20 protein-coding genes and 1 other RNA gene are annotated in these 22,628 nt (G+C 40.2%); 18 read left to right on the forward strand and 3 right to left on the reverse strand.

Annotation, left to right across the window (positions count from 1 at the left end):
- Positions 1-175: 175 nt before the first annotated feature.
- Together ssrS and BMX34_RS00120 are read right to left on the reverse strand one after the other, a co-directional pair.
- Positions 176-366, reverse strand: a non-coding RNA gene (gene ssrS / locus BMX34_RS00115) — 6S RNA.
- A gap of 99 nt (positions 367-465) precedes the next feature.
- A complete protein-coding gene (locus tag BMX34_RS00120) occupies positions 466-1,749 on the reverse strand; it encodes a replication-associated recombination protein A (protein WP_092569531.1) in 1,284 nt (427 codons plus the stop codon).
- A 284-nt stretch (positions 1,750-2,033) separates the two neighbouring features.
- Between BMX34_RS00120 and BMX34_RS00125 the strand changes: the two genes are divergently transcribed.
- From BMX34_RS00125 to recD2, 4 genes are all read left to right on the forward strand, one after another.
- The gene (locus tag BMX34_RS00125) at positions 2,034-3,182 is read left to right on the forward strand and encodes a cysteine desulfurase family protein (RefSeq protein ID WP_092569533.1); all 1,149 of its coding nucleotides are present in this window, start codon (positions 2,034-2,036) and stop codon (positions 3,180-3,182) included.
- Between the two features lie 6 nt (positions 3,183-3,188).
- Positions 3,189-3,527, forward strand: coding sequence for a cysteine desulfurase (locus tag BMX34_RS00130; RefSeq protein WP_092569535.1), 339 nt, complete (start codon positions 3,189-3,191; stop codon positions 3,525-3,527).
- A gap of 28 nt (positions 3,528-3,555) precedes the next feature.
- Entirely contained in the window at positions 3,556-4,680 is a 1,125-nt protein-coding gene (gene mnmA, locus BMX34_RS00135) for a tRNA 2-thiouridine(34) synthase MnmA (protein ID WP_092569538.1), read from the forward strand.
- A 217-nt stretch (positions 4,681-4,897) separates the two neighbouring features.
- Positions 4,898-7,357: an SF1B family DNA helicase RecD2 gene (gene recD2, locus BMX34_RS00140; protein WP_092569540.1), complete on the forward strand. Its 2,460-nt coding sequence runs from the start codon at positions 4,898-4,900 to the stop codon at positions 7,355-7,357.
- Here recD2 and BMX34_RS00145 read toward each other — a convergent pair.
- Positions 7,335-8,303, reverse strand: a complete 969-nt coding sequence (locus BMX34_RS00145; RefSeq protein WP_092569542.1) for a diacylglycerol/lipid kinase family protein — start codon at positions 8,301-8,303, stop codon at positions 7,335-7,337. The genes recD2 and BMX34_RS00145 overlap by 23 nt on opposite strands.
- Positions 8,304-8,431: 128 nt before the next feature.
- Here BMX34_RS00145 and BMX34_RS00150 point away from each other — a divergent pair, with 128 nt between their 5' ends.
- From BMX34_RS00150 to BMX34_RS00215, 14 genes are all read left to right on the forward strand, one after another.
- Entirely contained in the window at positions 8,432-9,229 is a 798-nt protein-coding gene (locus BMX34_RS00150) for a Cof-type HAD-IIB family hydrolase (protein WP_234971656.1), read from the forward strand.
- A 240-nt stretch (positions 9,230-9,469) separates the two neighbouring features.
- Positions 9,470-12,127, forward strand: coding sequence for an alanine--tRNA ligase (gene alaS / locus BMX34_RS00155; RefSeq protein WP_092569546.1), 2,658 nt, complete (start codon positions 9,470-9,472; stop codon positions 12,125-12,127).
- Positions 12,128-12,195: 68 nt separating this feature from the next.
- Positions 12,196-12,456, forward strand: coding sequence for an IreB family regulatory phosphoprotein (locus BMX34_RS00160; protein WP_092569548.1), 261 nt, complete (start codon positions 12,196-12,198; stop codon positions 12,454-12,456).
- A complete protein-coding gene (ruvX, locus tag BMX34_RS00165) occupies positions 12,456-12,890 on the forward strand; it encodes a Holliday junction resolvase RuvX (RefSeq protein WP_092569550.1) in 435 nt (144 codons plus the stop codon). Before BMX34_RS00160 ends, ruvX begins: the two co-directional genes overlap by 1 nt.
- A gap of 13 nt (positions 12,891-12,903) precedes the next feature.
- Positions 12,904-13,206, forward strand: a complete 303-nt coding sequence (locus BMX34_RS00170; RefSeq protein WP_092569552.1) for a DUF1292 domain-containing protein — start codon at positions 12,904-12,906, stop codon at positions 13,204-13,206.
- Between the two features lie 161 nt (positions 13,207-13,367).
- Positions 13,368-14,555: an endolytic transglycosylase MltG gene (gene mltG, locus BMX34_RS00175; RefSeq protein WP_092569554.1), complete on the forward strand. Its 1,188-nt coding sequence runs from the start codon at positions 13,368-13,370 to the stop codon at positions 14,553-14,555.
- Positions 14,556-14,682: 127 nt separating this feature from the next.
- Complete coding sequence (udk, locus tag BMX34_RS00180; protein ID WP_092569557.1) at positions 14,683-15,303, forward strand: uridine kinase; 621 nt, start codon at positions 14,683-14,685, stop codon at positions 15,301-15,303.
- Positions 15,304-15,323: 20 nt separating this feature from the next.
- Positions 15,324-15,806: a transcription elongation factor GreA gene (greA, locus tag BMX34_RS00185; RefSeq protein ID WP_092569558.1), complete on the forward strand. Its 483-nt coding sequence runs from the start codon at positions 15,324-15,326 to the stop codon at positions 15,804-15,806.
- A gap of 108 nt (positions 15,807-15,914) precedes the next feature.
- Entirely contained in the window at positions 15,915-16,661 is a 747-nt protein-coding gene (gene liaF, locus BMX34_RS00190; protein WP_159428797.1) for a cell wall-active antibiotics response protein LiaF, read from the forward strand.
- Positions 16,658-17,740: a sensor histidine kinase gene (locus BMX34_RS00195; protein ID WP_092569562.1), complete on the forward strand. Its 1,083-nt coding sequence runs from the start codon at positions 16,658-16,660 to the stop codon at positions 17,738-17,740. The genes liaF and BMX34_RS00195 overlap by 4 nt, the downstream gene beginning before the upstream one ends.
- A complete protein-coding gene (locus BMX34_RS00200) occupies positions 17,737-18,378 on the forward strand; it encodes a response regulator transcription factor (protein WP_092569564.1) in 642 nt (213 codons plus the stop codon). Before BMX34_RS00195 ends, BMX34_RS00200 begins: the two co-directional genes overlap by 4 nt.
- Before the next feature lie 17 nt (positions 18,379-18,395).
- Positions 18,396-18,707, forward strand: coding sequence for a HesB/YadR/YfhF family protein (locus BMX34_RS00205; RefSeq protein ID WP_092569566.1), 312 nt, complete (start codon positions 18,396-18,398; stop codon positions 18,705-18,707).
- Between the two features lie 295 nt (positions 18,708-19,002).
- Entirely contained in the window at positions 19,003-20,733 is a 1,731-nt protein-coding gene (locus tag BMX34_RS00210; protein ID WP_092569568.1) for an ABC transporter ATP-binding protein, read from the forward strand.
- The gene (locus tag BMX34_RS00215; RefSeq protein WP_092569570.1) at positions 20,730-22,469 is read left to right on the forward strand and encodes an ABC transporter ATP-binding protein; all 1,740 of its coding nucleotides are present in this window, start codon (positions 20,730-20,732) and stop codon (positions 22,467-22,469) included. The genes BMX34_RS00210 and BMX34_RS00215 overlap by 4 nt, the downstream gene beginning before the upstream one ends.
- Positions 22,470-22,628 lie beyond the last annotated feature (159 nt).

Below are 22,628 nucleotides of genomic sequence, written 5' to 3' on the forward strand. Positions count from 1 at the left end.
GACTTTAATCCTAAAAATTCAATGGATATTGGCCTTATTTAGTCTTAAATTACTTGAAGTTGCTTGGTATAGGAATCGTAAATTCCGTTAATTTACGTTAATTTCTTCAAATCAGTCTAAGTGATTCGGAGAATTTAGACAAACAAGCAAAAAAGTCGGCCGAAGCCGACTAGTAAAGTTATCCGGTAGTGCCGTTTCTTAACACATATGTCTTGAACCTGTATGTATATACAGGTGGGCTCCCCACAAGTAGTTTCTGACGTCCAAGTGTAAAAGGCTTGTCATAGTTACTCGATCATAGGATCCCAAGATAAGAATAATTGTTCGGTCCACACAATACGTGTCTCTCGTACACCGCAGACAACTTTCTATGGTTGTATTATAGCACAATTTGTCTGCTTTGCAAGTTTTTTTGCTCAAGCAAGTAGAACAAAGATTGATAGTGTCGCCTTGTAAGGGCTATCATTACGTTTGGTCTTTGGCTTGTTTCTGTTGAATATTCTGATAAATCTTTAGCAGAGCCGCCTCATAATTAGCCGTGGGATCAGCTTTAAAATATTGTTTATCTTTTAAAGCATCTGGCAAATATTGTTGATCTACATAGTGGCCAGGATAATCATGGGGATATTTATAATCAATGCCTCGTCCCAATTTTTTGGCTCCTTGATAGGAAGCATCTCGCAGGTGTTCCGGTACGGGGCCATAGTGACCCGCTTGAATATCTGCCATGGCGGTGTTAATGGCCCGATAGCTGGTATTTGATTTGGGACTTAAAGCCAGTTCCACTGTCGCAAAAGCTAGAGGGATTCTAGCTTCTGGGAGACCTAATTTTTCTGCGGTTTCTACTGCGGCCACAGTTCGCTGAGCGGCTGCTGGATTAGCTAAACCAATGTCTTCAAAGGCGATGACTAATAAGCGTCGACAGGCAATTAATAATTCTCCAGCTTCAAGGAGGACTGCCAGGTAATAAATAGCTGCATCGACATCACTACCGCGAATCGACTTTTGTAAAGCCGAAATCACATCATAATGAGCATCGCCATCTTTATCGTGGGCCATCCGCTTATGTTGCAAACTTTCTTCAGCCACTTCTTGATCAATGACAATCATTCCTTGGTCATTGGCTTGGGTCGAGAGAATCGCTAATTCAAGGGCATTCAAAGCCGAACGTAGATCACCTTGACTGACATGGGCGAAATGATTCAGCACTTCTTCAGAAATATCCACCGAATATTGCCCCATACCTCTTTCTGAATCGGCCAAAGCTCTTTGCAATCCAATCTTAATATCTTCAGGGCTAAGAGGATGAACTTGAAATATTTGTAGCCGACTACGAATAGCAGGATTGATGGCGATATAGGGATTTTCAGTGGTAGCGCCAATTAAGATAATCCGTCCGTTCTCGAGATGGGGGAGAAGATAATCTTGTTTAACCTTATTAAGCCGATGGATTTCATCTAAGAGTAGGATGACACTCCCCGACATTTTGGCTTCTTCGACTACAATTTCAATATCTTTCTTCGAATCGGTGGCAGCGTTTAAAGTTCTAAAAGCGAGGTGAGTGGACCCAGCAATAGCGGCAGCGATGCTGGTTTTACCAGTCCCAGGAGGACCATAGAGAATCATCGATGAGAGACGGTTGGCATCGACCATCCGACGAATGATCTTACCTGATCCGACCAGATGTTGTTGACCAATGACTTGATCAATATTCTGAGGACGCATACGATATGCTAAGGGTTCTTGCACTTAATCCCTCCTTGATTAGCAAGTTTCATTTCTTTCAATAATAAATTATAGCATAGAATTTCTGAACACGATAAAAAGTCAAACACGATTAAAACACCATTTAACTGAATAAGCAGAAATATCCGCACATTCGTTCGTAATTTTCACAAAAGACTAGTATTTAATTGATAAAGATGATATACTATGTCGATTCAAACGAGTAAAGGTCCTTTTGGATCTTTTTTCTACTAAATATATTTCAAATTTATGGTAGGATAGGCTTAGTAATCACGGAGGAGGCTATTATGATATATTTAGATTACGCGGCAACCAATCCGATTCGACCAGAAGTCATCGAATTGATTCAACATAGTTTACAAGAAGAATATGGAAATCCTTCTTCAATTTATCAAATTGGTAAAAAAAGCAAACAAAAATTAAGGCAAGCTCGCGAAGAGATGGCTCAGCTATTAGGTGTCTCAGCGAATGAAATATATTTCACCTCTGGAGCAACAGAAGCTAATAATTGGGCCCTCCGTCAACAAGCTGAACAAGCACGGCAATTAGGTTTTGGCCAACACATTGTAGCGACAGCTATTGAGCATCCTTCCGTTTCTGAAGTACTAAAGCATTTAGAACAGGATGGATTTCGCGTGACCTATTTGAAGCCTAATACAGCAGGAAATTATACAGTCAATGATTTTATCGCTGCGAGTAGCTCAGATACGATTGGCTGGGTTGCTATGGCAATTAACAATGAATTAGGGACTCGCTTACCGATTAAAGATCTTGGTTTAGCGGCTCGCGAACACAATATACCTTGGTTTCATGTCGATACGGTTCAGATGATGGGGCATCTGTCAACAGAGGATGTAGCAGAGTACTGTACGAGTTTTGTTGGCTCTGCTCATAAATTTGCCGGTCCTAAGGGCATCGGCTTCTTAGTTTATCGGCCATGGGATGAACGGATGATCTTAAAACCCTTATTGTTCGGTGGCGGTCAAGAAGCAAAATTACGTTCTGGAACCGAAAATTTACCCTATATACGAGGGATGGTGCACGCTCTTTCCTTATCTACAAAGGAACAAGACCAGGCCAATAAACAGGCCCACACCTATTCTACATATATCGTTGACACCTTGACGGAACAGGGTATTCTCTTTGAAGTGAATGGGGTGGAGACAGATAAAGTTGATCATATTTTGAATCTTTGGTTGCCTGGACGTGAAGCTAGTCAAATTTTGATCCAATTAGATTTAAAGGACATTTATGTTTCAGCTGGATCTGCTTGTTCAGCTGGCTCAGTATCCGATAGCCCAGTTTTACAAGCTTATTATCCCGATCAGAGTGATCGCTGGCATCAAAGCATTCGCATCTCTTATGGTTATCAAACAACGATGGAAGATATTAAAACTTTTACCAAGATATTATTAGAAATACTGGAAAGGAAGTAAAACGTCATGTCATTTCAACAAGAAGCAGAGCTGAAAGGTTTCGATCGAGTATTTAAAGTGAGTCCAGCATGTAAGGCATATACTCTAAGAGATAATGGTTTTATGAAGACAAATTCAGGAAATCATGTCTATAAAAGAGATATGAATGTGGACCATAAACAAGGTTTGATTCTTAAAGTGATGGTTAACAAGGACCTAGATGGCTTATCAATTGCCACAGTGAGCCATAATGAATTGAAGCGCATTGATGTGAGTAAATTAGATAATAATGCCATGTTAGTCGAAAAGATTAATTTTATCTTTGATGGCTTTATCGATCGCAATGTACTCGTAGAAGTGAAGTAAAAGGCGTAGTTTAAGAAAGGAGGGAACCATGTCAGAAAATCAACATAAAAGAGTCGTCGTCGGCATGAGTGGTGGCGTGGATTCTTCTGTGGCGGCATTGTTACTGAAACAAGCAGGCTATGATGTAATTGGTCTGTTTATGAAGAATTGGGACGATACCGATGAGAATGGTTTTTGTACGGCCACTGAGGATTATAATGATGTGGCCTTAGTTGCTGATAAAATCGGTATACCTTATTATAGTGTCAATTTTGAGAAAGAATATTGGAATCGTGTTTTTGAGTATTTTTTGAGTGAATATCGCGCGGGGCGGACCCCTAATCCTGATGTGATGTGTAATAAGGAGATCAAATTCAAAGCCTTCTTAGATTATGCTATGGATTTAGGCGCAGATTATATTGCCATGGGTCACTATGCTCAAGTTCGAAGAGATAATGAGGGTCAAGTCCATTTGTTACGGGGTAGTGACGATAATAAAGATCAGACTTATTTCCTCAATCAATTATCGCAAGAACAATTACAGAAAGTACTGTTCCCCCTAGGTCATCTTGAAAAGAAAGAAGTACGCCAAATTGCTGAAGAAGCAGGCTTAGCGACCGCCCACAAGAAAGATTCAACAGGAATCTGTTTTATCGGTGAACGTAATTTCAATGAATTTCTTGCTGATTACCTCCCAAATCAACCCGGAGAAATGAAGACTCTGGATGGAGAAGTGAAGGGCCATCATATGGGCTTGATGTATTATACAATTGGTCAACGTCACGGCTTAGGCATTGGCGGCGGGACTAAATCGAATGAACCTTGGTTTGTAATCGGCAAAGATTTAGCCTCACGGACGCTCTATGTTGGCCAAGGCTATCATCATGATCATTTATATGCGAATAAATTAACCGCTTCAAATCTTCATTTTACTCAAAATCAGGCTATGCCTAGCGGTTTTACTTGTACTGCAAAATTCCGCTATCGGCAAAAAGATGTACCGGTTCGAGTTGAACTTTCAACCAATCAGACGGAAGCCGTGGTCTACATTGATTCACCGGCTCGGGCGGTAACACCTGGACAAGCCGTTGTCTTCTATGACGGCGAAGAATGTTTGGGCGGAGGTATGATTGATGCGGCCTTTATGCACAATGAACAACGTCAATATGTATAATAGATTATTAAATTCTTAGAACCTTGATTGAGCTGGACGCTCGTCGAGGTTTTTTCATAGTCTTCAAAATATTTGAATATATGAAATGTTGTAAATATAACACAGTTTGCGACCGGCTAAATATTTTGGCCTAAGCTTATTGTTAAATAATCGATGTTTGTTCTGAACCTTTGACTTTGATAGAATAGAGAAATGAAGAGCGGATAGAGGGGTGACGATGGTGGAAAGTGAATTAATCCAAATGATTGGTCAAGTGGATGCTATCTATTTTGAAAATCCAAATAATTTTTATAAAGTAATTCGGGTTCTACTAGATCAATCGGCGAATCCTTCCTGGTCTGCTGATGAAATTGTGATGACGGGACAATTTGCTGCTTTACATTTGGATACCCGTTACGAATTCTGGGGTCGCTTGATTGTCCATCCTAAATACGGAGAACAATTTCAAGTGGTTCGATATCAACAAGTTTCGCCTACGAGTAAGGCTGGTCTGATTGAATATTTATCAAGTGATCGTTTTAAGGGCGTGGGTCAAGTTCTGGCTGAAAGAATTGTCGATCAGTTAGGGATGGATGCCATTGATAAAATCCTCGACGATGCCAGCTGCCTCACAAATATTCAAGGTCTGTCTGAGAAGACAGCGACGAATCTCTTTGAAGTACTTAAAACTTACAAAGGGACTGAACGAATTTTCATTCAATTAAGTCAATGGGGCTTTGGCTCCACGCTCGCTGAGCGGATTTATCAACGTTGGACGGTGGATACCCTAAATGTTATTAAAGAAAATCCATATGAATTGGCGCAAGAAATTGAAGGGATCAGTTTCAATCGGGCTGATGCGATTGCTGAACAATTAGGGGTTGAGGCTTTGTCCTTGCAACGAGTAGTTGCGGGGCTGTATACCGTAGTGGCCGAAAAATGCCTGAGTGAAGGAGATACTTTCGTTGACCAAGCAGAAGCGCTTGAACTGGCGCGTCAACGTCTAGAGAATAGTCGACCGGCTTTAATCCATTCAGACCTACTTGAACAAGCGCTAAATTCGGCCTTGGATCAGGAGCGCTTATTCCGTTATCAAGCGGGTTTGAGTATCGCCAGTTTATATTTGGCTGAGAAGGGGATTGCTCATCGTTTGAAAGATTATATTTCTTATAACGATGTTGAAATATACTCAGAAGCCGAAGTTGATCAGTGTTTAAATCAAGTGAAAGAATTAACCGGGATTGATTATGATTCATCTCAGTTAGCAGCGCTCAAGTTAGCTATCCATTCCCCGTGTTCGATTATTACGGGTGGACCTGGTACCGGAAAGACTACCCTGATTAAAGGGTTGATTCTCTTACATAGTTTATTACACGATTACCCCTTAGAAAAATATATTGCCAAAAAAGAAGCCCTTCCCATCCTCCTCGCTGCGCCTACTGGCCGAGCAGCTCAGCGGATGTCAGAAACCACCGGCTTACCGGCGATGACGATTCATCGGATGTTAGGCTATACCCGTGAGGTACGTCGAGATGATGCCCCAATGACAGAGGAATTAGAGGGGAGTCTATTAATTATTGACGAGATGTCCATGGTGGATACCTGGTTAATGCATTGGTTGATGCAAGCGGTGCCTTATCAGATGCAAATTGTTCTCGTTGGTGATCGTGACCAGTTACCTTCAGTCGGACCAGGTAAGGTTTTCGAAGATCTCATTGAAAGTGATCAGATTCCGACGATTGCGCTACAAAAAATCTATCGCCAAGCCGAAGATTCTTCAATTATCCACCTGGCCCATCAGGTTCGTCAGGGCAAATTACCTGATAATTTCTTAGTCAAACAAACAGACCGGGCTTTTATTCAAGCTTCCAGTCAACAAGTCAGTTTCGTCATCGAACAAGTGGTAGCCAACGCTTATGTGAAAGGGTTCGATAGTCATAATCTGCAAGTATTAGCACCGATGTATAAAGGACCGGCGGGCATTAACGCCTTAAATATAATGTTACAGAACCTTTTAAATCCTGCCCAAGAAAAAAAGCGCCAAATCGAACATTTCGAGCATATATATCGGCGCGGGGATAAAGTGATTCAATTGATTAATAATACCGAAGAAGGGGTCTTCAACGGGGATATCGGCCATATCACGGCAATCTTTACTGAAAAAGAAACAGAATCCAAACAGCCAGAAATTCTAGTTGAGTTTGATGATGATCGTGAGCTAGTCTATCGTAAATCTGATTTAGACCAACTGGCCCTGGCATACTGTACTTCAATTCATAAGGCCCAAGGCTCGGAATATGATTTAGTCATCCTACCCTTAGTGGACCTATACTCACGATTGTTACGAAAAGATATTCTCTATACGGCGATAACTCGAGCGCAGAAGTCTTTAGTGATGATTGGTAATCCTCAATCTTTCTTTAAAGCCGTTCAACAAGAGCAAGAAAAACGTCACACCCATTTACAAACTTGGTTAAAAGAAGTCTTTATAAACCGGACAACTCAGGCGAATTCAATCGCATTCGAGCAAGATGATGTAGAAACTGTGGAGTCAAATTCAGCACCAAGCTCGGCGGAGATAAATTTGCGACTGACCTTGGATAATTATCAAGAGATAGATCCAATGATTGGCATGGGCGATTGCTGTCCGCAAGATTTCTTGGTAGAAACTTTACCTAATAAGCAGAACGAGGAGTAGGTAGGATAAAGGGATAAGTCGCTAAATTGAAAGTCATATCAATTTCAGGAAAGATAAAACTTTCGCCATCTACTTGACCTTGAATGGGTTCTTTAATGATTAAACGCAAGTAATCAGCCACATAGCGCGTCACATGCTTTGAACGATCTTGGTTCTTATGGATGAATACCTTGGCTAAGAGTTCTTTAATCGCCGAAAAATCAATATCATGGTAGAGAATGGTAACCAATTCTGCTCGGTCAGCGCGGGAAAGATTGTCAATTTGGATGCCGCCCCCTAGCATAGGGTTGTTGACGACTGTCGCAATGGAGACATCTTTGTGTGCAATCGATTTGCCGTCGATGATTAAGTGTAGAGGAAATTTCGGAACCGATGATAGGCTCAAAACTAAACCACAAAGATAGGCTAATTTTAGTTTATGGACCAATCGTTTAAGAAAGGGATTCAGTGTAGCCATAAATTCACCCGTTTTTCGGTTAGTGACGGCATCAAAACCAAAGCCCATGGAATTCAGAATAATTCCTGTATGATGATCTAGATGATTTTCATAGGTAAAAATCGGTACATTAACAATCTGCGGATGGAACAACATATTTTCTAGAACATCTTGATAGGTTTGATCTTTTAGCCAAGCCCGGGCAAAATCATTGCCGGTCCCGGTGGGGATATAGTTTACCGGGATGATTCGCTCAATTTCCCATAATGCCTGAACCACGTCATGTAAGGTCCCGTCACCGCCGATAATTAATAGATGATTGTTGTCCGATAAATCAACTTGACAGGCGATTTGTTTAGCCATCAGTCCAGCTTGGTTAACAGCGGTTGTTTGGTGAACTTGGTAGAAAATTTGATAGTGGTCTAGGTACGCTAGAACTTTGCTGAGAATATACTTTCCTTGGCCTTGACCCGAGTTTGGGTGGCATATAATATGGACACGGTTGATCATGAAAAGCCTCTTTTCTTTGAAGTCATCAGCCTTTATTATACGTATTTTCAGCTTATTGTAAAATGAACTTCATAAAAGAGAATGCGACCAATCGAAGTAACAACATGGAGGGGTAAAACTTGTATAAAATGTTAGTCACTGATCTCGATGATACCTTATTAAATTCGGATAATGTCATTTCAGAGCAGAATATTCGTGCCATTCAACAGATGACATCTGCCGGATTCCATTTTGTGATGGCTAGTGGACGCCCCTTAGCTTCTGTCTATCAATTAGCTAAAGAGACAGGATGTAAAGAACAATTATCCTATATCATCGCCTACAATGGGGGAGTGATTTATGATTTAAAGAGAGAGAAAGTTGTTTATCAACAGGGACTCAATCCAGAAGACCAGGAAACATTAATTTCCTTTCTAAATCGTAGCCCTTTAGCTAGCTTAACTTATGACCAGCAGGAGATTGTGATTAATTGGAAGAATGACTATACCCAGATTGAATCCGAATTAACGGGTTTGCCTTGTCGTTATGATGCAGAATTTTTTGAGCAATTGAACGACGTCTTGCCTAAGATGATGGGCGTTGGCGATCCCAAAATTGTTCAACAAATTTATCAAGACTACTCAGGACGCTTTGGTCAGGCAACTCGTTTGACGATTTCCAAACCCTTCTATTTAGAAATTGTCCATCAAGAAGTATCGAAAGGGCGGGCAATCGAGGAAATTGCTCAATTGCTAAACTTAGAGCTTTCAGAAATTATTGGCATGGGTGACAGCTACAATGATTTAGAGATGTTACAGACCAGTGGCAAAGCGGTAGTAGTGGAAAATGGTCATCCAGAGCTTAAGAAAATAGCTGCTGAGATTGCTCCAAGCAATAATCATAATGGTGTGGCTTATATCATCAAAAAATACTTTATTAAAGATTGACAGCAAGGGATTTGCTTGCGTATAATGCAGAGTAAGAGGACATGTTTAATTTACGATTAGAGACGTTTTGTTAGGTGAAAGAAACGATGAATTAAATGCTACCTCACCATTTCTCTTTGAAAAAAGAGCGCCTATCTGCGATATAGAATTGAGATATAATTGACAGGAGTCGTTATAAGCAAGGTGGTACCGCGGTCATCGCCCTTGCGTATAACGGTTCTATTTTTTTGGAGGGATACAATGAAAAAATTAACCAGTGCTCAGATTCGTGATTTGTGGTTGAAATTCTTCGAAAGCAAGGGCCATGAGGTCCGACCAAGTGCGTCATTAATTCCAATAAATGACCCTACTTTGCTTTGGATTAATTCGGGCGTCGCTACACTAAAGAAATATTTTGATGGTAGTGAAGTTCCAGAGAATCCACGGATTACCAATTCACAAAAATCAATCCGGACCAACGATATTGAAAATGTAGGGGTTACCGCGCGTCACCATACTTTATTTGAAATGCTAGGGAATTTCTCTGTCGGTGATTATTTCAAAGAAGAAGCCATTCCTTGGGCTTGGGAATTTCTAACGGGTAAAGAATGGTTAGCCTTTGAACCTGAACGCTTGTATGTGACCTACTATCCAGAAGATGTCGAAACTAAGGCTTTGTGGGAAGCGATAGAAGGTTTTGATCCGAGCCATTTAGTGCCGGTAGAGGACAATTTCTGGGATATTGGTGCCGGTCCTTGTGGTCCCGATACTGAAATTTTCTACGATCGGGGGGCGAAGTATAGCAATCTAGCAGAAGAAGATCCAGAAAATTATCCCGGCGGGGAGAATGAGCGTTGGTTAGAAATTTGGAACTTAGTCTTCTCAGAATTCAATCATATGCCTGATGATACTTATCAACCTTTACCTCATAAGAACGTCGATACTGGGGCAGGTCTTGAACGGTTAACTTCAGTGATTCAAGATACACCTACCAATTTTGAGACGGATCTCTTTATGCCAATTATTCAGGCATTAGAATCCATGGCTGATCACCATCAGTATGCTGAAGCGAGTGAGAAGATTAAAACAAGTTTTAAAGTTATTGCTGACCACATTCGTGCGGTGGCCTTTGCTATTAGCGATGGGGCCCTTCCATCTAATGAAGGACGAGGCTACATTATTCGTCGCTTAATTCGTCGCTCAGTGATGCATGGTCGCCGTTTAGGCATTCAAGGTCTATTCCTGGCGAAATTGGTACCCGTCATTAGCGATATTATGGGAAGCTATTATCAAGAGCTGCATGATAAGATTGAATTTGTTCAAGAGGTCTTAACGTCCGAAGAAGAACGATTCCATGAAACCATTGAAGAAGGTGAAATGCAACTCGAAGAGTTAATGACAGAGTTAAAAGAGAATGGTATTCAAGAAATTCCTGGTGATCAAGCTTTCACACTTTATGATACTTTTGGTTTTCCATTGGAATTAACCCAAGAAATGGCGGTGGACCATGGTTTTACTGTCGATGTGGAAGGTTTCGAAGCGGAGATGGAACAACAAAGAGAACGTGCCCGCAATGCCCGCAGTCAAGAATCAAGTATGAATATTCAATCGGCTATATTAACTGAAATTGATTCTGATTTTGATTTTGTGGGTTATCATCAATTGGAAACGGATGCGTCTATTTTATATATTATTCAAGAAGATCAATTATTGGATAAGTATGAAGGACCTCAAGGGGCGTGGTTGGTATTTAATCGTTCACCATTCTATGCAGAAATGGGTGGACAAATTGCAGATCAGGGTGGTCTTTATGATGGCTTTGATTTAATTGCATCGATTAAAGATGTCAAAAAGATGCCAAATGGTCAATTTATGCACAAAGTTGAAGAGACCAGCATGCCTTTACTAAAGAATCAATCCTATACTTTACGTGTAGATCCGACAGCTCGTCAAAAAACCAATCAAAATCATACAGCGACTCACTTATTACACCAAGGACTTAAACAAATCTTGGGACCTCATGCCAACCAAGCGGGCTCTTATGTAGGACCTGATCGACTTCGTTTCGACTTCTCGCACTTTGGTAAGGTTACTAAAGAAGAATTGGATGCCATCAGTGAATATGTTAACCAGATGATTAACCAAGCTATTCCGGTAGATATTAGTGAAATGCCAATTGATGAAGCTAAAGCCTTAGGAGCGATGGCCCTCTTCGGCGAAAAATATGGCGATATCGTTCGTGTTGTGAATATCGGTGGCGAATCGATTGAATTATGTGGGGGAACTCATGTTAATAATACCCAACAAATCGCGACCTTTAAGATCCTTTCTGAATCAGGAATTGGCGCGGGAATTCGAAGAATCGAAGCTTTGACAGGTCAGGCTGCTATTGATTATTACCGTGCTGAAGAAACTATCTTGGAGCAAATCCAAGAACAACTTAAAGTGGGACAAACCGATCAAATTCTGTATCGGTTGAGCCAATTACAAGAACAAATTAAAGATCAAGATCATGAAATTCAAAGCTTAATGGCCAAACTTCTTCAACAAGAATCAAACAAAATCTTTGACCAAGTAGAAACAGTCGGAGAATTGACCTATATTGCCGCTCGAGTAGATAATCAAAGTAGTGAATCCCTACGTAATTTAGGCGATCAATGGCGCCAAAAAAACGTATCTAACCTGCTCATTCTGGTATCTAATAACGAAGGTAAAGTCGTCTTAAATGTCTTTGCTGATGATATGGCCATTGACCAAGGTGTCAAGGCTGGTGATCTAATCAAGCCGTTGGCTAAGATGGTCGGCGGAGGCGGAGGTGGCCGTCCTCAAATGGCTCAAGCCGGTGGTAAATCACCCGAAAAGATTGACAGTATGTTAGACCAAGTGGCCGAGACAATTGCTAGCTTTACAGAAGAATAAATTGAAAAATGTTTTCTTATGGGCTTAAATCGTGTATGATATAGTCTAGAGAAAGGTGCGGTGAGCTTATGAAGTCTTTGGACGAAACAATATTATTTAAATTAGATGATTTAAATCAACACACCGTTCGAGAAACTCTCGAAATTGTATATCAAGCCTTGGAAGAAAAAGGTTACGATCCAGTGAATCAAATTGTGGGTTACCTAATGTCTGGTGATCCAGCTTATATTCCGCGTCATAATGATGCGCGTAATTTGATTCGTCGTCATGAACGCGATGAAATTATGGAAAAATTAATTGAATTCTACATAAATAAAGAGGAGAAATAATGGCCTATCGTCGAATTATGGGCCTAGATGTGGGATCGGTGACGATTGGTGTCGCTTTGTCTGATTTAATGGGCTGGACGGCCCAAGGATTAGAGACCATCCGTATTAATGAAAGCCAAAATGATTTTGGCTTTGACCGGTTGGCAGAAATTATACAAACAGAAAATATTGAAACGGTAGTCATTGGGCTGCCGAAGAATATGAATAACACGATTGGTCCCCGTGCTGAAGCCTCGCTGGCTTTTGGCCAAAGATTGAAGCAACGTTTCCCTCAGTTAACGATTGAGTATCAAGATGAGCGATTGACCACTGTACAAGCCGAGCGCTTTCTGATTCAAGAAGGAAATGTTCGTCGGCGTAAACGAAAGCAAGTAATCGATAAAATGGCGGCAGTAATGATTCTACAAAATTATCTAGACCGACAAACAAAATAAAGGAGTAGCGAAGATGACAGAACATAATCACCATAATCACGAAGAAGCAGAATACATTACCCTGGTTGACGAAGAAGGTAATGAAACCCTTTATGAAATTCTCTTTACTTTTGAATCAGATGAATTCAATAAACAATATGTCTTGCTTTATCCAGCAGGTACGCTGGATGAAGAAGATGTTGAATTGCAAGCCTTCGCTTATGAAGAGGATGAAGAAGGACTCTCTGGTAATCTCATCCCGATTGAAAGCGACGCTGAATGGGATATGGTGGAAGAAGTCCTTAATACTTTCCTAGCAGAAGACGAAGAGGCATAATTGTCAAATCTATCCTGATAGAATCCGATCTAGCTTTGCCTAGGTCGGATTCTTGATATTCTAAAAGGAAGCCTTGGAGAAATAAAAACAAAGCAACTAGCCAGTTTCCTCAAAGTTTGATATAATCTTCAAATAAATTAATGTACGATAAAGGAGGCACTATGACGAGAAAGAATCTAAAGATCATTCGTCAGCAGGCCAAGGAAAACGAGAACAACTTGGTCAAAGAACGTCTGTGGACCGACCGAATTGTACGTTGGGTCATTGTTTCACTCGTAGTGATTACATTAAGCCTGATCTTATTTGGCTATTTTTATATTCATAATAGTTTGCAAGCAGTCAATAAGAAACAAGACAGCCCGATAGAAGTTACTATTCCAATGGGGTCTGGTTCAGCCGATGTCGCAAAGATTTTGGCGGACAACAATATTATTAGAAATGCTGATATCTTTACATATTATTTGAAGTTTAATAATGATCAGGAATTACAAGCAGGTCATTATAAATTTACACAAGCCATGGATGCTGACCAAGTTATTGCTACTTTACAAGCAGGCGGCGAGCCAATCTTTGTCGATGCGGATACCAAACTGACCGTAATCGAAGGGATGCAATTAGAAGAAATTGCCAAAATGGTTGGAGAACAAACAGCCATTAGTCAAGAAGAATTTCTAAAGAAAGCTAATGATCCAGCTTTTATTAAGCAATTACAAGGAAAATATCCATCTTTCCTCGAGGGATTACTGGATTATGAAGATCTTAAATATCCTTTAGAAGGCTACATCTTTCCAGCGACCTATGATTATTTTGCGGGGATGTCAGTTGATGATTTAATTACGGATATGGTGGGTTCAGCTAATCTTGTCTATCAATCTTATGTAGAAGATTTAGTGAATACTAATTTGACTTACCATGAAGTATTGACCTTGGCTTCGATTATTGAAAAAGAGGCTAATACGGTTGAAGACCGGGGTCTGGTTTCAGGCGTTTTTTATAATCGTTTAGCTGCTGAAATGCCTTTGGAAAGTGATATTACTGTACTTTATGCTTTAGGTGAACATAAAGAATTCGTTAGCTTAAAAGATATTGAAGTGGATTCGCCTTATAATCTTTATCAGCATACTGGCTTAGGTCCAGGGCCTTTTAATACACCAAGTAGAACTTCCATCGAAGCAGCTATCTATCCAACTTGGAATGACTATTATTATTTCGTCGCTGACCTAGATACTGGCGATATTTATTATTCAGTGACCCTAGAAGAACATCAAGCTTTGGTGGAAGAATATGTGAACAGCAGACAGACGACGGAATCAACTGCTTCTGAGTCGGAAGAAGAAAGTCAAGAATAGCCGAGCTAATTTTCGGCTTGAGTTTGAATAGGTCTAAACTCGAATTCACTCGCTATAATCTACTCACAGATTATGGTGAGTGAATTCCTTATGATAACTAGGAATAATGTATGTTTGGAGGAGAACGATGCCGAAAAAACCTATTGTAATTGGAGTCACCGGAGGATCAGGAAGTGGAAAATCTTCGGTAAGTCAACAAATTTTAGCACAATTTTCTGATGTTTCAGTCATGCTCCTTCAACAAGATTATTATTATAAAGACCAAAGTCAGATTCCCTTCGAAGAACGACTTCGGACAAATTATGACCATCCACTAGCTTTTGATCGTGATTTGTTCTATAATCACTTAGTTCATTTGATTTCAGGGCAATCGATTGAGAAACCAGTTTATGATTATGCCCTCCATACGCGTAGTGATCAAGTGATTCATGAAGAACCTCGGGATGTGATTATCGTTGAAGGCATTCTAGTGTTGGAAGATGAACGTCTCCGAGATTTGATGGACATTAAAGTATACGTTGATACGGATGATGATGTCCGCTTAGCCCGCCGGATCGTTCGTGATATTAAAGAAAGAGGGCGGACCGTTGATTCGGTAGTCAATCAATATTTAGAAGTCGTTAAACCGATGCACCATCAGTTTATCGAACCAACCAAACGTTATGCGGATATTATTGTCCCTGAAGGTGGTTACAATCAAGTAGCCATTGATTTACTCACTACAAAAATAGCAACAATTTTAAGTTAATTTAAAGGAGATAATGTAAGATGGATCAAAAAGTTTACCCAATGACACTTGAAGGCAAAGAAAAACTCGAAGCTGAGTTAGAAGATTTAAAAGTAAATAAACGTAAAGAAATTATTGAGCGCATTAAGATTGCCCGCTCATTTGGCGATTTATCAGAAAATTCAGAATATGAATCAGCTAAAGATGAACAAGCTTTTGTTGAAGGTCGAATTTCTAATCTTGAAAATATGATTCGTTTTGCTGAAATTATTGATGACCGCCACGTCGCTTCCGATGAAGTGACCCTCGGACGGAAAATTACTTTTATGGAATTACCAGATGGTGATGAAGAATCATACACCATTGTTGGTAGTGCCGAAGCCGATCCGATGGAATTTAAAATCTCAAATGATTCACCGATTGCTCAAGCCCTACTCGGGAAAAAAATTGGTGATAAAGTAACCATTGAAACGCCAGGTGGAAGCTTTGATGTAGAAATTACCAAAGTCGAACAAGCCTTATAATTGAACTGATAAAGATGTTGATGATTCGTTCATTAACATCTTTTTTTATTAATCATGGTTATCATGGTTTAAAAGCATGGTATAATGAGGATAATTAGGGGTGAAAATATGCACTATTTAAAAAAGAATATTTTTATGGTGGTCGCTTTTTGCCTGATTTTAATATTGTTTGAAATATTCACCCAGTATTCATATTTAGCCCTCTTTGCGACCGGATTTTTAACCATCATTATTTCTTTATTTATAAAAAGTAAAATCATTCAGCGGACTTTATTACTGTTTGGCGCCTTTCTCTCTCTTTTAGCTATCTTCATTACGCATTCGATCTGGCTTTTAATATTAGCGATTGTCCTAATTTGGATTTTGTTTCAAACAGAGGATGGCCATGAATTTGTTTACTCTGGTGATCGCTGGATTCATCCCTTTCAAGGGGAGATGACCTATCACGATGTTGTTGTACGCCGCCAAAGTCAACAAAGAACCTTGATGACTCGCAAGCCTCTCAATATGTGGTTGAAAGAACAACAGGGTGACAGCTATTATGATCAGGACATCAACCTGGTCTTTCTGGGTGGAAATACCATTCTAGATTTCGCCAATAGTTTTATGGCGGATGGAGAGCACACCGTGGTGATTCGTCGAATTTATGGGCGAACTAGGATAATACTACCTAAAGATGTCGCTTTAAAAATTAATGTCAGTGTGGTATCAGGCCGGGTAGTCTTTGAACAACAGAGCTATCAATTACAAGCTGAGAATTTTCAATGGTTAAGTCCGCAATATTCGACTGCGAGCCGACGGATTAATCTGATTGCTTCTCTTGTTTTTGGCGATATCGAGGTGATTATCTTATGAATCTGCGTTTATGGTTCCACATTTTTCTAACTCAGCTTGTTTTCACGGTAAGTATTTTATGTGTCTGTATCGGTTTAGCCATCTATGCTTTTGATTGCTTTACACTCACAGAATTTATAGCTTTTAAAGTGTTTGATCTCAATGTTTTTGGATTAATGTTAGCTGCGTTGATTGCTATTTCAGCGATTTATTCATTTCTCTTAAGCATTCAACTGATGACACCCTATGAAGAACTTCGGGCCAAGATTAACTGGTTAGCTTTAGGAAAGTATCATCATGCTATTTTCAATCGGCCGACCGATCGTCATTCTTGGTACGAACCTTATGATTCTTTACAAGAAGAAATTCTCGAATTAAGAGATAAGATGCTCCAGTATTCAAAAGACTTACAAGAGTTATCAGCAGCCCCTATCTTTGTTGGCGAAGAGACGCGAGAAGAAATTGTGGAGCATGAGCGACACCGGATTGCTCGAGAGCTTCATGATTCGGTCAGCCAGCAACTATTTGCGGCCACGATGATGATTTCGGCGGTCCATGAACAATTAGGTCAGGATGACTCGAATACTATGCTTTCGCAAATTTCCTTGATTGAAGAAGTGATTGGCAATGCTCAAACTGAAATGCGTGCCTTACTCCTCCATCTTCGACCTGTCGAGCTTTCCAATAAATCCCTTAAAGAAGGGATCGAACAGTTACTGGTTGAATTACAAACGAAAGTTCCCTTGGAAATTCATTGGGAATTAGACAATGTTCGTCTAGAAACCGGGATTGAAGACCACCTCTTTCGGATTTGCCAAGAGGCTATTTCAAATACCTTAAGACATGCTAAAGCACAGTCGATGGAAGTATATCTCTCACAAAATTTAGATGCAGTCCATTTGAAAATTCGTGATGATGGTCAGGGCTTTGATCCAGAGGCTAACCATCAACATGGAAGATATGGCTTAATGAATATTAAAGAACGGGTAACCAATATGGGTGGGACCTTAAAGATTATCAGTCGTAAGCAACAAGGAACTGTCATAGATATTAGTGTGCCAAACTCAAGTAAAGAATCTCAATCAGGAGGTAGCAGATGATTAGTGTATTATTAGTAGATGATCATGAAATGGTTCGTTTAGGAGTCTCTGCCTATTTAGCGGCTCAAGCGGATATTGAAGTCGTTGCTGAAGCAGAGAATGGACTGATGGGCTATCACAAAGCGCTGGAATTAAGACCGGATATCATTCTAATGGATTTAGTCATGGATGTGATGGATGGCGTTGAAGCCACACAAAAGATTCTTGCCGAATGGCCTGAAGCAAAGATTATTATTGTCACTTCATTTATTGATGATGAGAAAGTTTATCCGGCCATGGAAGCAGGCGCCAAGTCCTATTTATTGAAGACTTCTTCAGCACAAGAAATCGCACAAGCGATTCGTTCGACATTCCAGGGTGAACAGGTTATCGGCCCTGAAGTCAGTCAGAAGATGATTGCCAAACAAGATGCGGAGAATCAGCATCATCTTCATGATGATTTAACCCGGCGAGAAATCGAAGTCCTGCAGTTAATTGCCCAAGGAAAGAGCAATCAGGAAATCGCCGATGAATTGTTTATCACCCTTAAGACTGTAAAGACACACGTATCCAATATTCTGGCTAAATTGGAAGTGAGCGATCGGACTCAAGCCACCATTTATGCCTTTCACCATCATTTAGTTGAAGAAGTCAAATAATATGAGGAGGAATTTCCATGAAGATTTCGATTGTACCCCGTGCTGCTCAATGGTTTGAAGAGGAAGTTGGCTTACCTGAAGGATGTGGGATTCGCTTTAAAGCTCGGCTCTATGGGAATTCACAAATTATGAAAGGTTATGCCTTAGGTTTCGAACCGAATCAACCGAGTCCAGATACCCAGACCGTCTTGCGAACGGACCATGGCTTGTTATTATTCATTGAAGATGATGATTTATGGTTTTTTGATGGCCACGATTTGTTGATTGATTTTGATGAGGAATTGAAAGAACCTAAGTATATTTACCAACTTCCAACAGATCAGCAATAGATTCTTTGCTGATAAATCCACAAAATTCTCATTTTTCATTGACATTCTAATTATTTTATAATATATTGAAAAAGTAATAAAAAAGAAAGGAGAAATAATCATGAGCACATTTGTTTTTAGCCAAAATAATATAGTAATATTTCTTCTTTCAGCCTTTCAGACTTTCTCTTTGTTCAAATAAGTTGAATAAAGGAGACCTAGTGAATGCTTTTTGAAGGAGTATTTAACTAGGTCTTTTTTCTATGGAAATTTTGCTTAGGTTGAAGAAATAGATTGAGAAGGAAAGGAAAGCCAAATGATAAACAGTTTGTGGAAATTTATCAAAGAAAATCCTAAGGTCTATTTATTAGGGGTCTTTCTTGCCGTTATTGGTGCAGGATTTTATGTGACTAATAATTATATGATTCAGTTGTTTGTGGATGGGATTGTTGCTGCCAGTTTAACTTGGCCTCAATTAAAACTTTATGCCAGTATCTTTGCCTTGGTTGCTTTAGCGAATTATGTGAATGATTTGGTACTGGTTCGAATATTATTCAAACAATCGTATTTATTTCAGAATGCCTTGCGCATGAAAACCTTTGAACGCTTATTAACTTTTAAGAAGCCTTTTTTTCAAAGTTTTCGTTCCGGGGATTTGATGACCCGATTAACGTCAGATGTCGATCAGCTAGGTAATACGATGACTTATGGTGTATTATTAATTATTGTTGACGGGCTTTGGATGCTTATGTTATTAACTTATTTAATTGTTATGGTCTCTTGGCGATTGACCCTGATTAGTGTGTTTCCATTAGTGTTTTTTGGTTTAGGTGTTTTCTTTTTGGGGAAAGTCGTCGACCAGCGATACACTGAAAGTCGGGATGCTGTCGCCGAGTTATCAAATCAAGTTTTAGAAGTGGTTGAAGGGGTCCGGGTAATGCGGGCATACGGACGGCGAGACTTGGAGCAAGCCAAATTTCAAGAGAAAACCCAGGCAGTGACCGATAAATTTAATCATCTCTATTTGGCCAATGCCCTATATACACCATTGATACGTTTCTTCTCGGGATTGAGTGTGCTGGTAAGTATTGGCTATGGTAGTCAATTAGTCAGCCAAGCGGATATGAGCGTAGGCCAACTGGTAGCATTTCAAATTTATTTAGGCATGTTTTTATATACTATCTGGGGGATTTCCGATATTTTTGCCTTGTATCAAACGGGCAAGGTATCTTTTAGGAAGATTCAAGAAATTATTGAGCATGATAATCCAGTTGAGGCTTCAGGTCAGCAAGCGCTAGAAACTTTCGACAAAATCACCTTCGATGATTATTACTTTACTTATCCGAGCGAAGCGGAACCCACTTTAAAAGGAATCAGTCTAGCCTTGAAGAAAGGCCAAACCCTAGGTATTGTGGGTAAAACGGGGTCCGGGAAAACAACCTTAATCGCTCAGTTCTTACGCCAGTATCCGGTCGATCAAGAAGGACGAATTATGATTAATGACCAGGCGATTCAGTCTTATCGTATCCAAGAGATTGAAGGCTTAATTGGTTATGTTCCTCAAGATCACGTGCTCTTCTCAAAGACGGTTCGCGAAAATATCTTATTTGGTAATGACCAGGCTGGAGAAGAAGAATTTAATCAAGCGGTCGCCGGGGCTGACTTCCAGAAAGATATATCCCACTTGTCCCAAGGGTTTGACACCTTAATTGGAGAAAAGGGGGTTGCCATCTCGGGAGGACAAAAGCAACGGGTTTCGATTGCTCGCGCTTTGATTCGTCAACCTGAATTACTGATCCTCGATGATTCATTATCGGCTGTCGATGCGAAGACAGAACAGGCCATTATTCACCAAATTCAGAATATTCGCCGGGGTAAGACCAATATCATCGTCACCCACCGACTTTCTGCGGTGATGGAAGCCGATAGTATCATTGTCTTGGACGATGGAAGAATTATTGAACAGGGCAGTGCACAAGAGCTGTTAATGCATCATGGTTGGTTTAAAGAACAGTTTGACCGCCAACAAATGGAGGGCAAATCATGAAAGTTTTTATAAGATTAATTAAATATATCCGTTATCGTTGGGGGCAGTTCTTGATTGGGACAATCTTGTCAGTTGCCTCAGCAGGCTTAGCTATTTATGGACCGATGATTGCCAGTCGCTTAATTGACCGCGTAGCTGATGGAGCCAAAAGTGGCCAGATGCTATCCTTGAAAGCCCTCTGGCCAGATTTATTCTTTTATTTCATGATTATGAGTGTAGGTATTCTGTTGGCCTATGCTTCTTTCCTGATTCTGGCGAGATCTTCTAATGCTATTTCCAAGATGATTCGCGATCAAGCCCATCAACATATGCAGCGCTTACCGATTTCTTTCTTTGACGATAAGCCCGCAGGTAAAATTTCGGCCCGAATTGTTAATGATACCGAAACTCTGTTACAAAATTTCTATATGAATTTTATGAATCAAATTCTTCTAAATTTAGTCATGGTGGTGGGAACTTATATTGCCCTATATTCAGTGAGTCCACAAATTGGTCTGACCCTATTGGTACTCTTGCCGATCATTGTCATTTGGCAATGGTTATATATTAAGTGGGTTCAGCCAATTAATTTAAAATGGCGGGAGATTATTAGTCAACAAAATAGTCAGATAGCCGAGATGATTCATGGAATTTCAATTGTCCAACTCTTTCAAAGACAAGCAACGGTTCGCGAAGAATTCGCGCAAACAAATCAAGCTTGGTTAAAGACACGCTATGACCAGATTAATATTGAAACCTTACTTTCCTGGAATTTTTCTGAGTTATTAAGGAATCTAGTGATTTTTGCCATAATGTTCTATCTAGGTCGGCAATTTACTGAAGGGATCTTTGGCTATAGTGTTGGGACACTCTACTTACTCATTGAATATACTACGAGATTATTCGATCCGATTACCATGATTGTCCGTTTAAGTTCCTTTGTCCAACTGGCTTTAGCCGCTGGGACTCGAATCTTTGAATTATTAGATACGCCATTAGAGGAAGATGCTGACCAAGAAATTAGGGTAGATGACGGTCATATCCGATTCGATTCAGTTTCATTCGCCTATAACGACGATTGGGTCTTACAAGATTTAAACTTTGAGGTTCAGCCCGGGCAAACCGTGGGTTTAGTGGGCCATACCGGTTCAGGCAAGTCTTCAATTATTAACTTACTCTTTCGCTTTTATGATCCGCAAAAGGGTCAGATTCTAATTGATGGACAAGCGATTGATCAATATCGTCGTGAGAGTTTACGTCAATCGATGGGGATTGTCTTGCAAGAGCCTTATTTATTCTCAGGAACGATTGCTTCTAATGTCTCAATGAACGATCCAGAAATTGGTCCTGAGAAAGTTGTAGAAGCCCTCCAACAGGTGGGGGCGATTCCTTTAATTGATAAATTGGAGAAGGGGATTGAAGAGCCAGTCGTTGAAAAGGGCCAAAGCCTATCCTCAGGAGAACGTCAATTGATTTCATTTGCGCGAGCGCTAGCCTGTGATCCTAAGATTCTAATCTTGGATGAAGCGACTTCTCATATTGATTCGGAAACGGAAGATGTGATTCAACACGCGATGGAAGTAGTGAAGGCGGGCCGGACGACCTTGATTGTGGCTCACCGCTTATCAACGATTCAACAAGCAGATTTAATCCTGGTCTTAGACCAAGGTCGAATTATTGAGCGGGGCAACCATCAAGAATTATTGGCACAAGGTGGCCAATATGCTGAGATGTATCACATGCAGGCTCAGGTATAAGTCTCTCAGCGCTAATAATTTACTGGATTAAATTTAACCCTAAGCAATAAATTTTGGATGATTTAGGGTGAGAGTATTGATAATTAATCATTAAAGTTGTTCGTAAAATCCGCCAAAAGAATCACAGGGTATGAGTATTGGAAATTAGCAAGCAAAAAA

The organism is Ignavigranum ruoffiae (assembly GCF_900110675.1).
GTDB lineage: Bacteria > Bacillota > Bacilli > Lactobacillales > Aerococcaceae > Ignavigranum > Ignavigranum ruoffiae.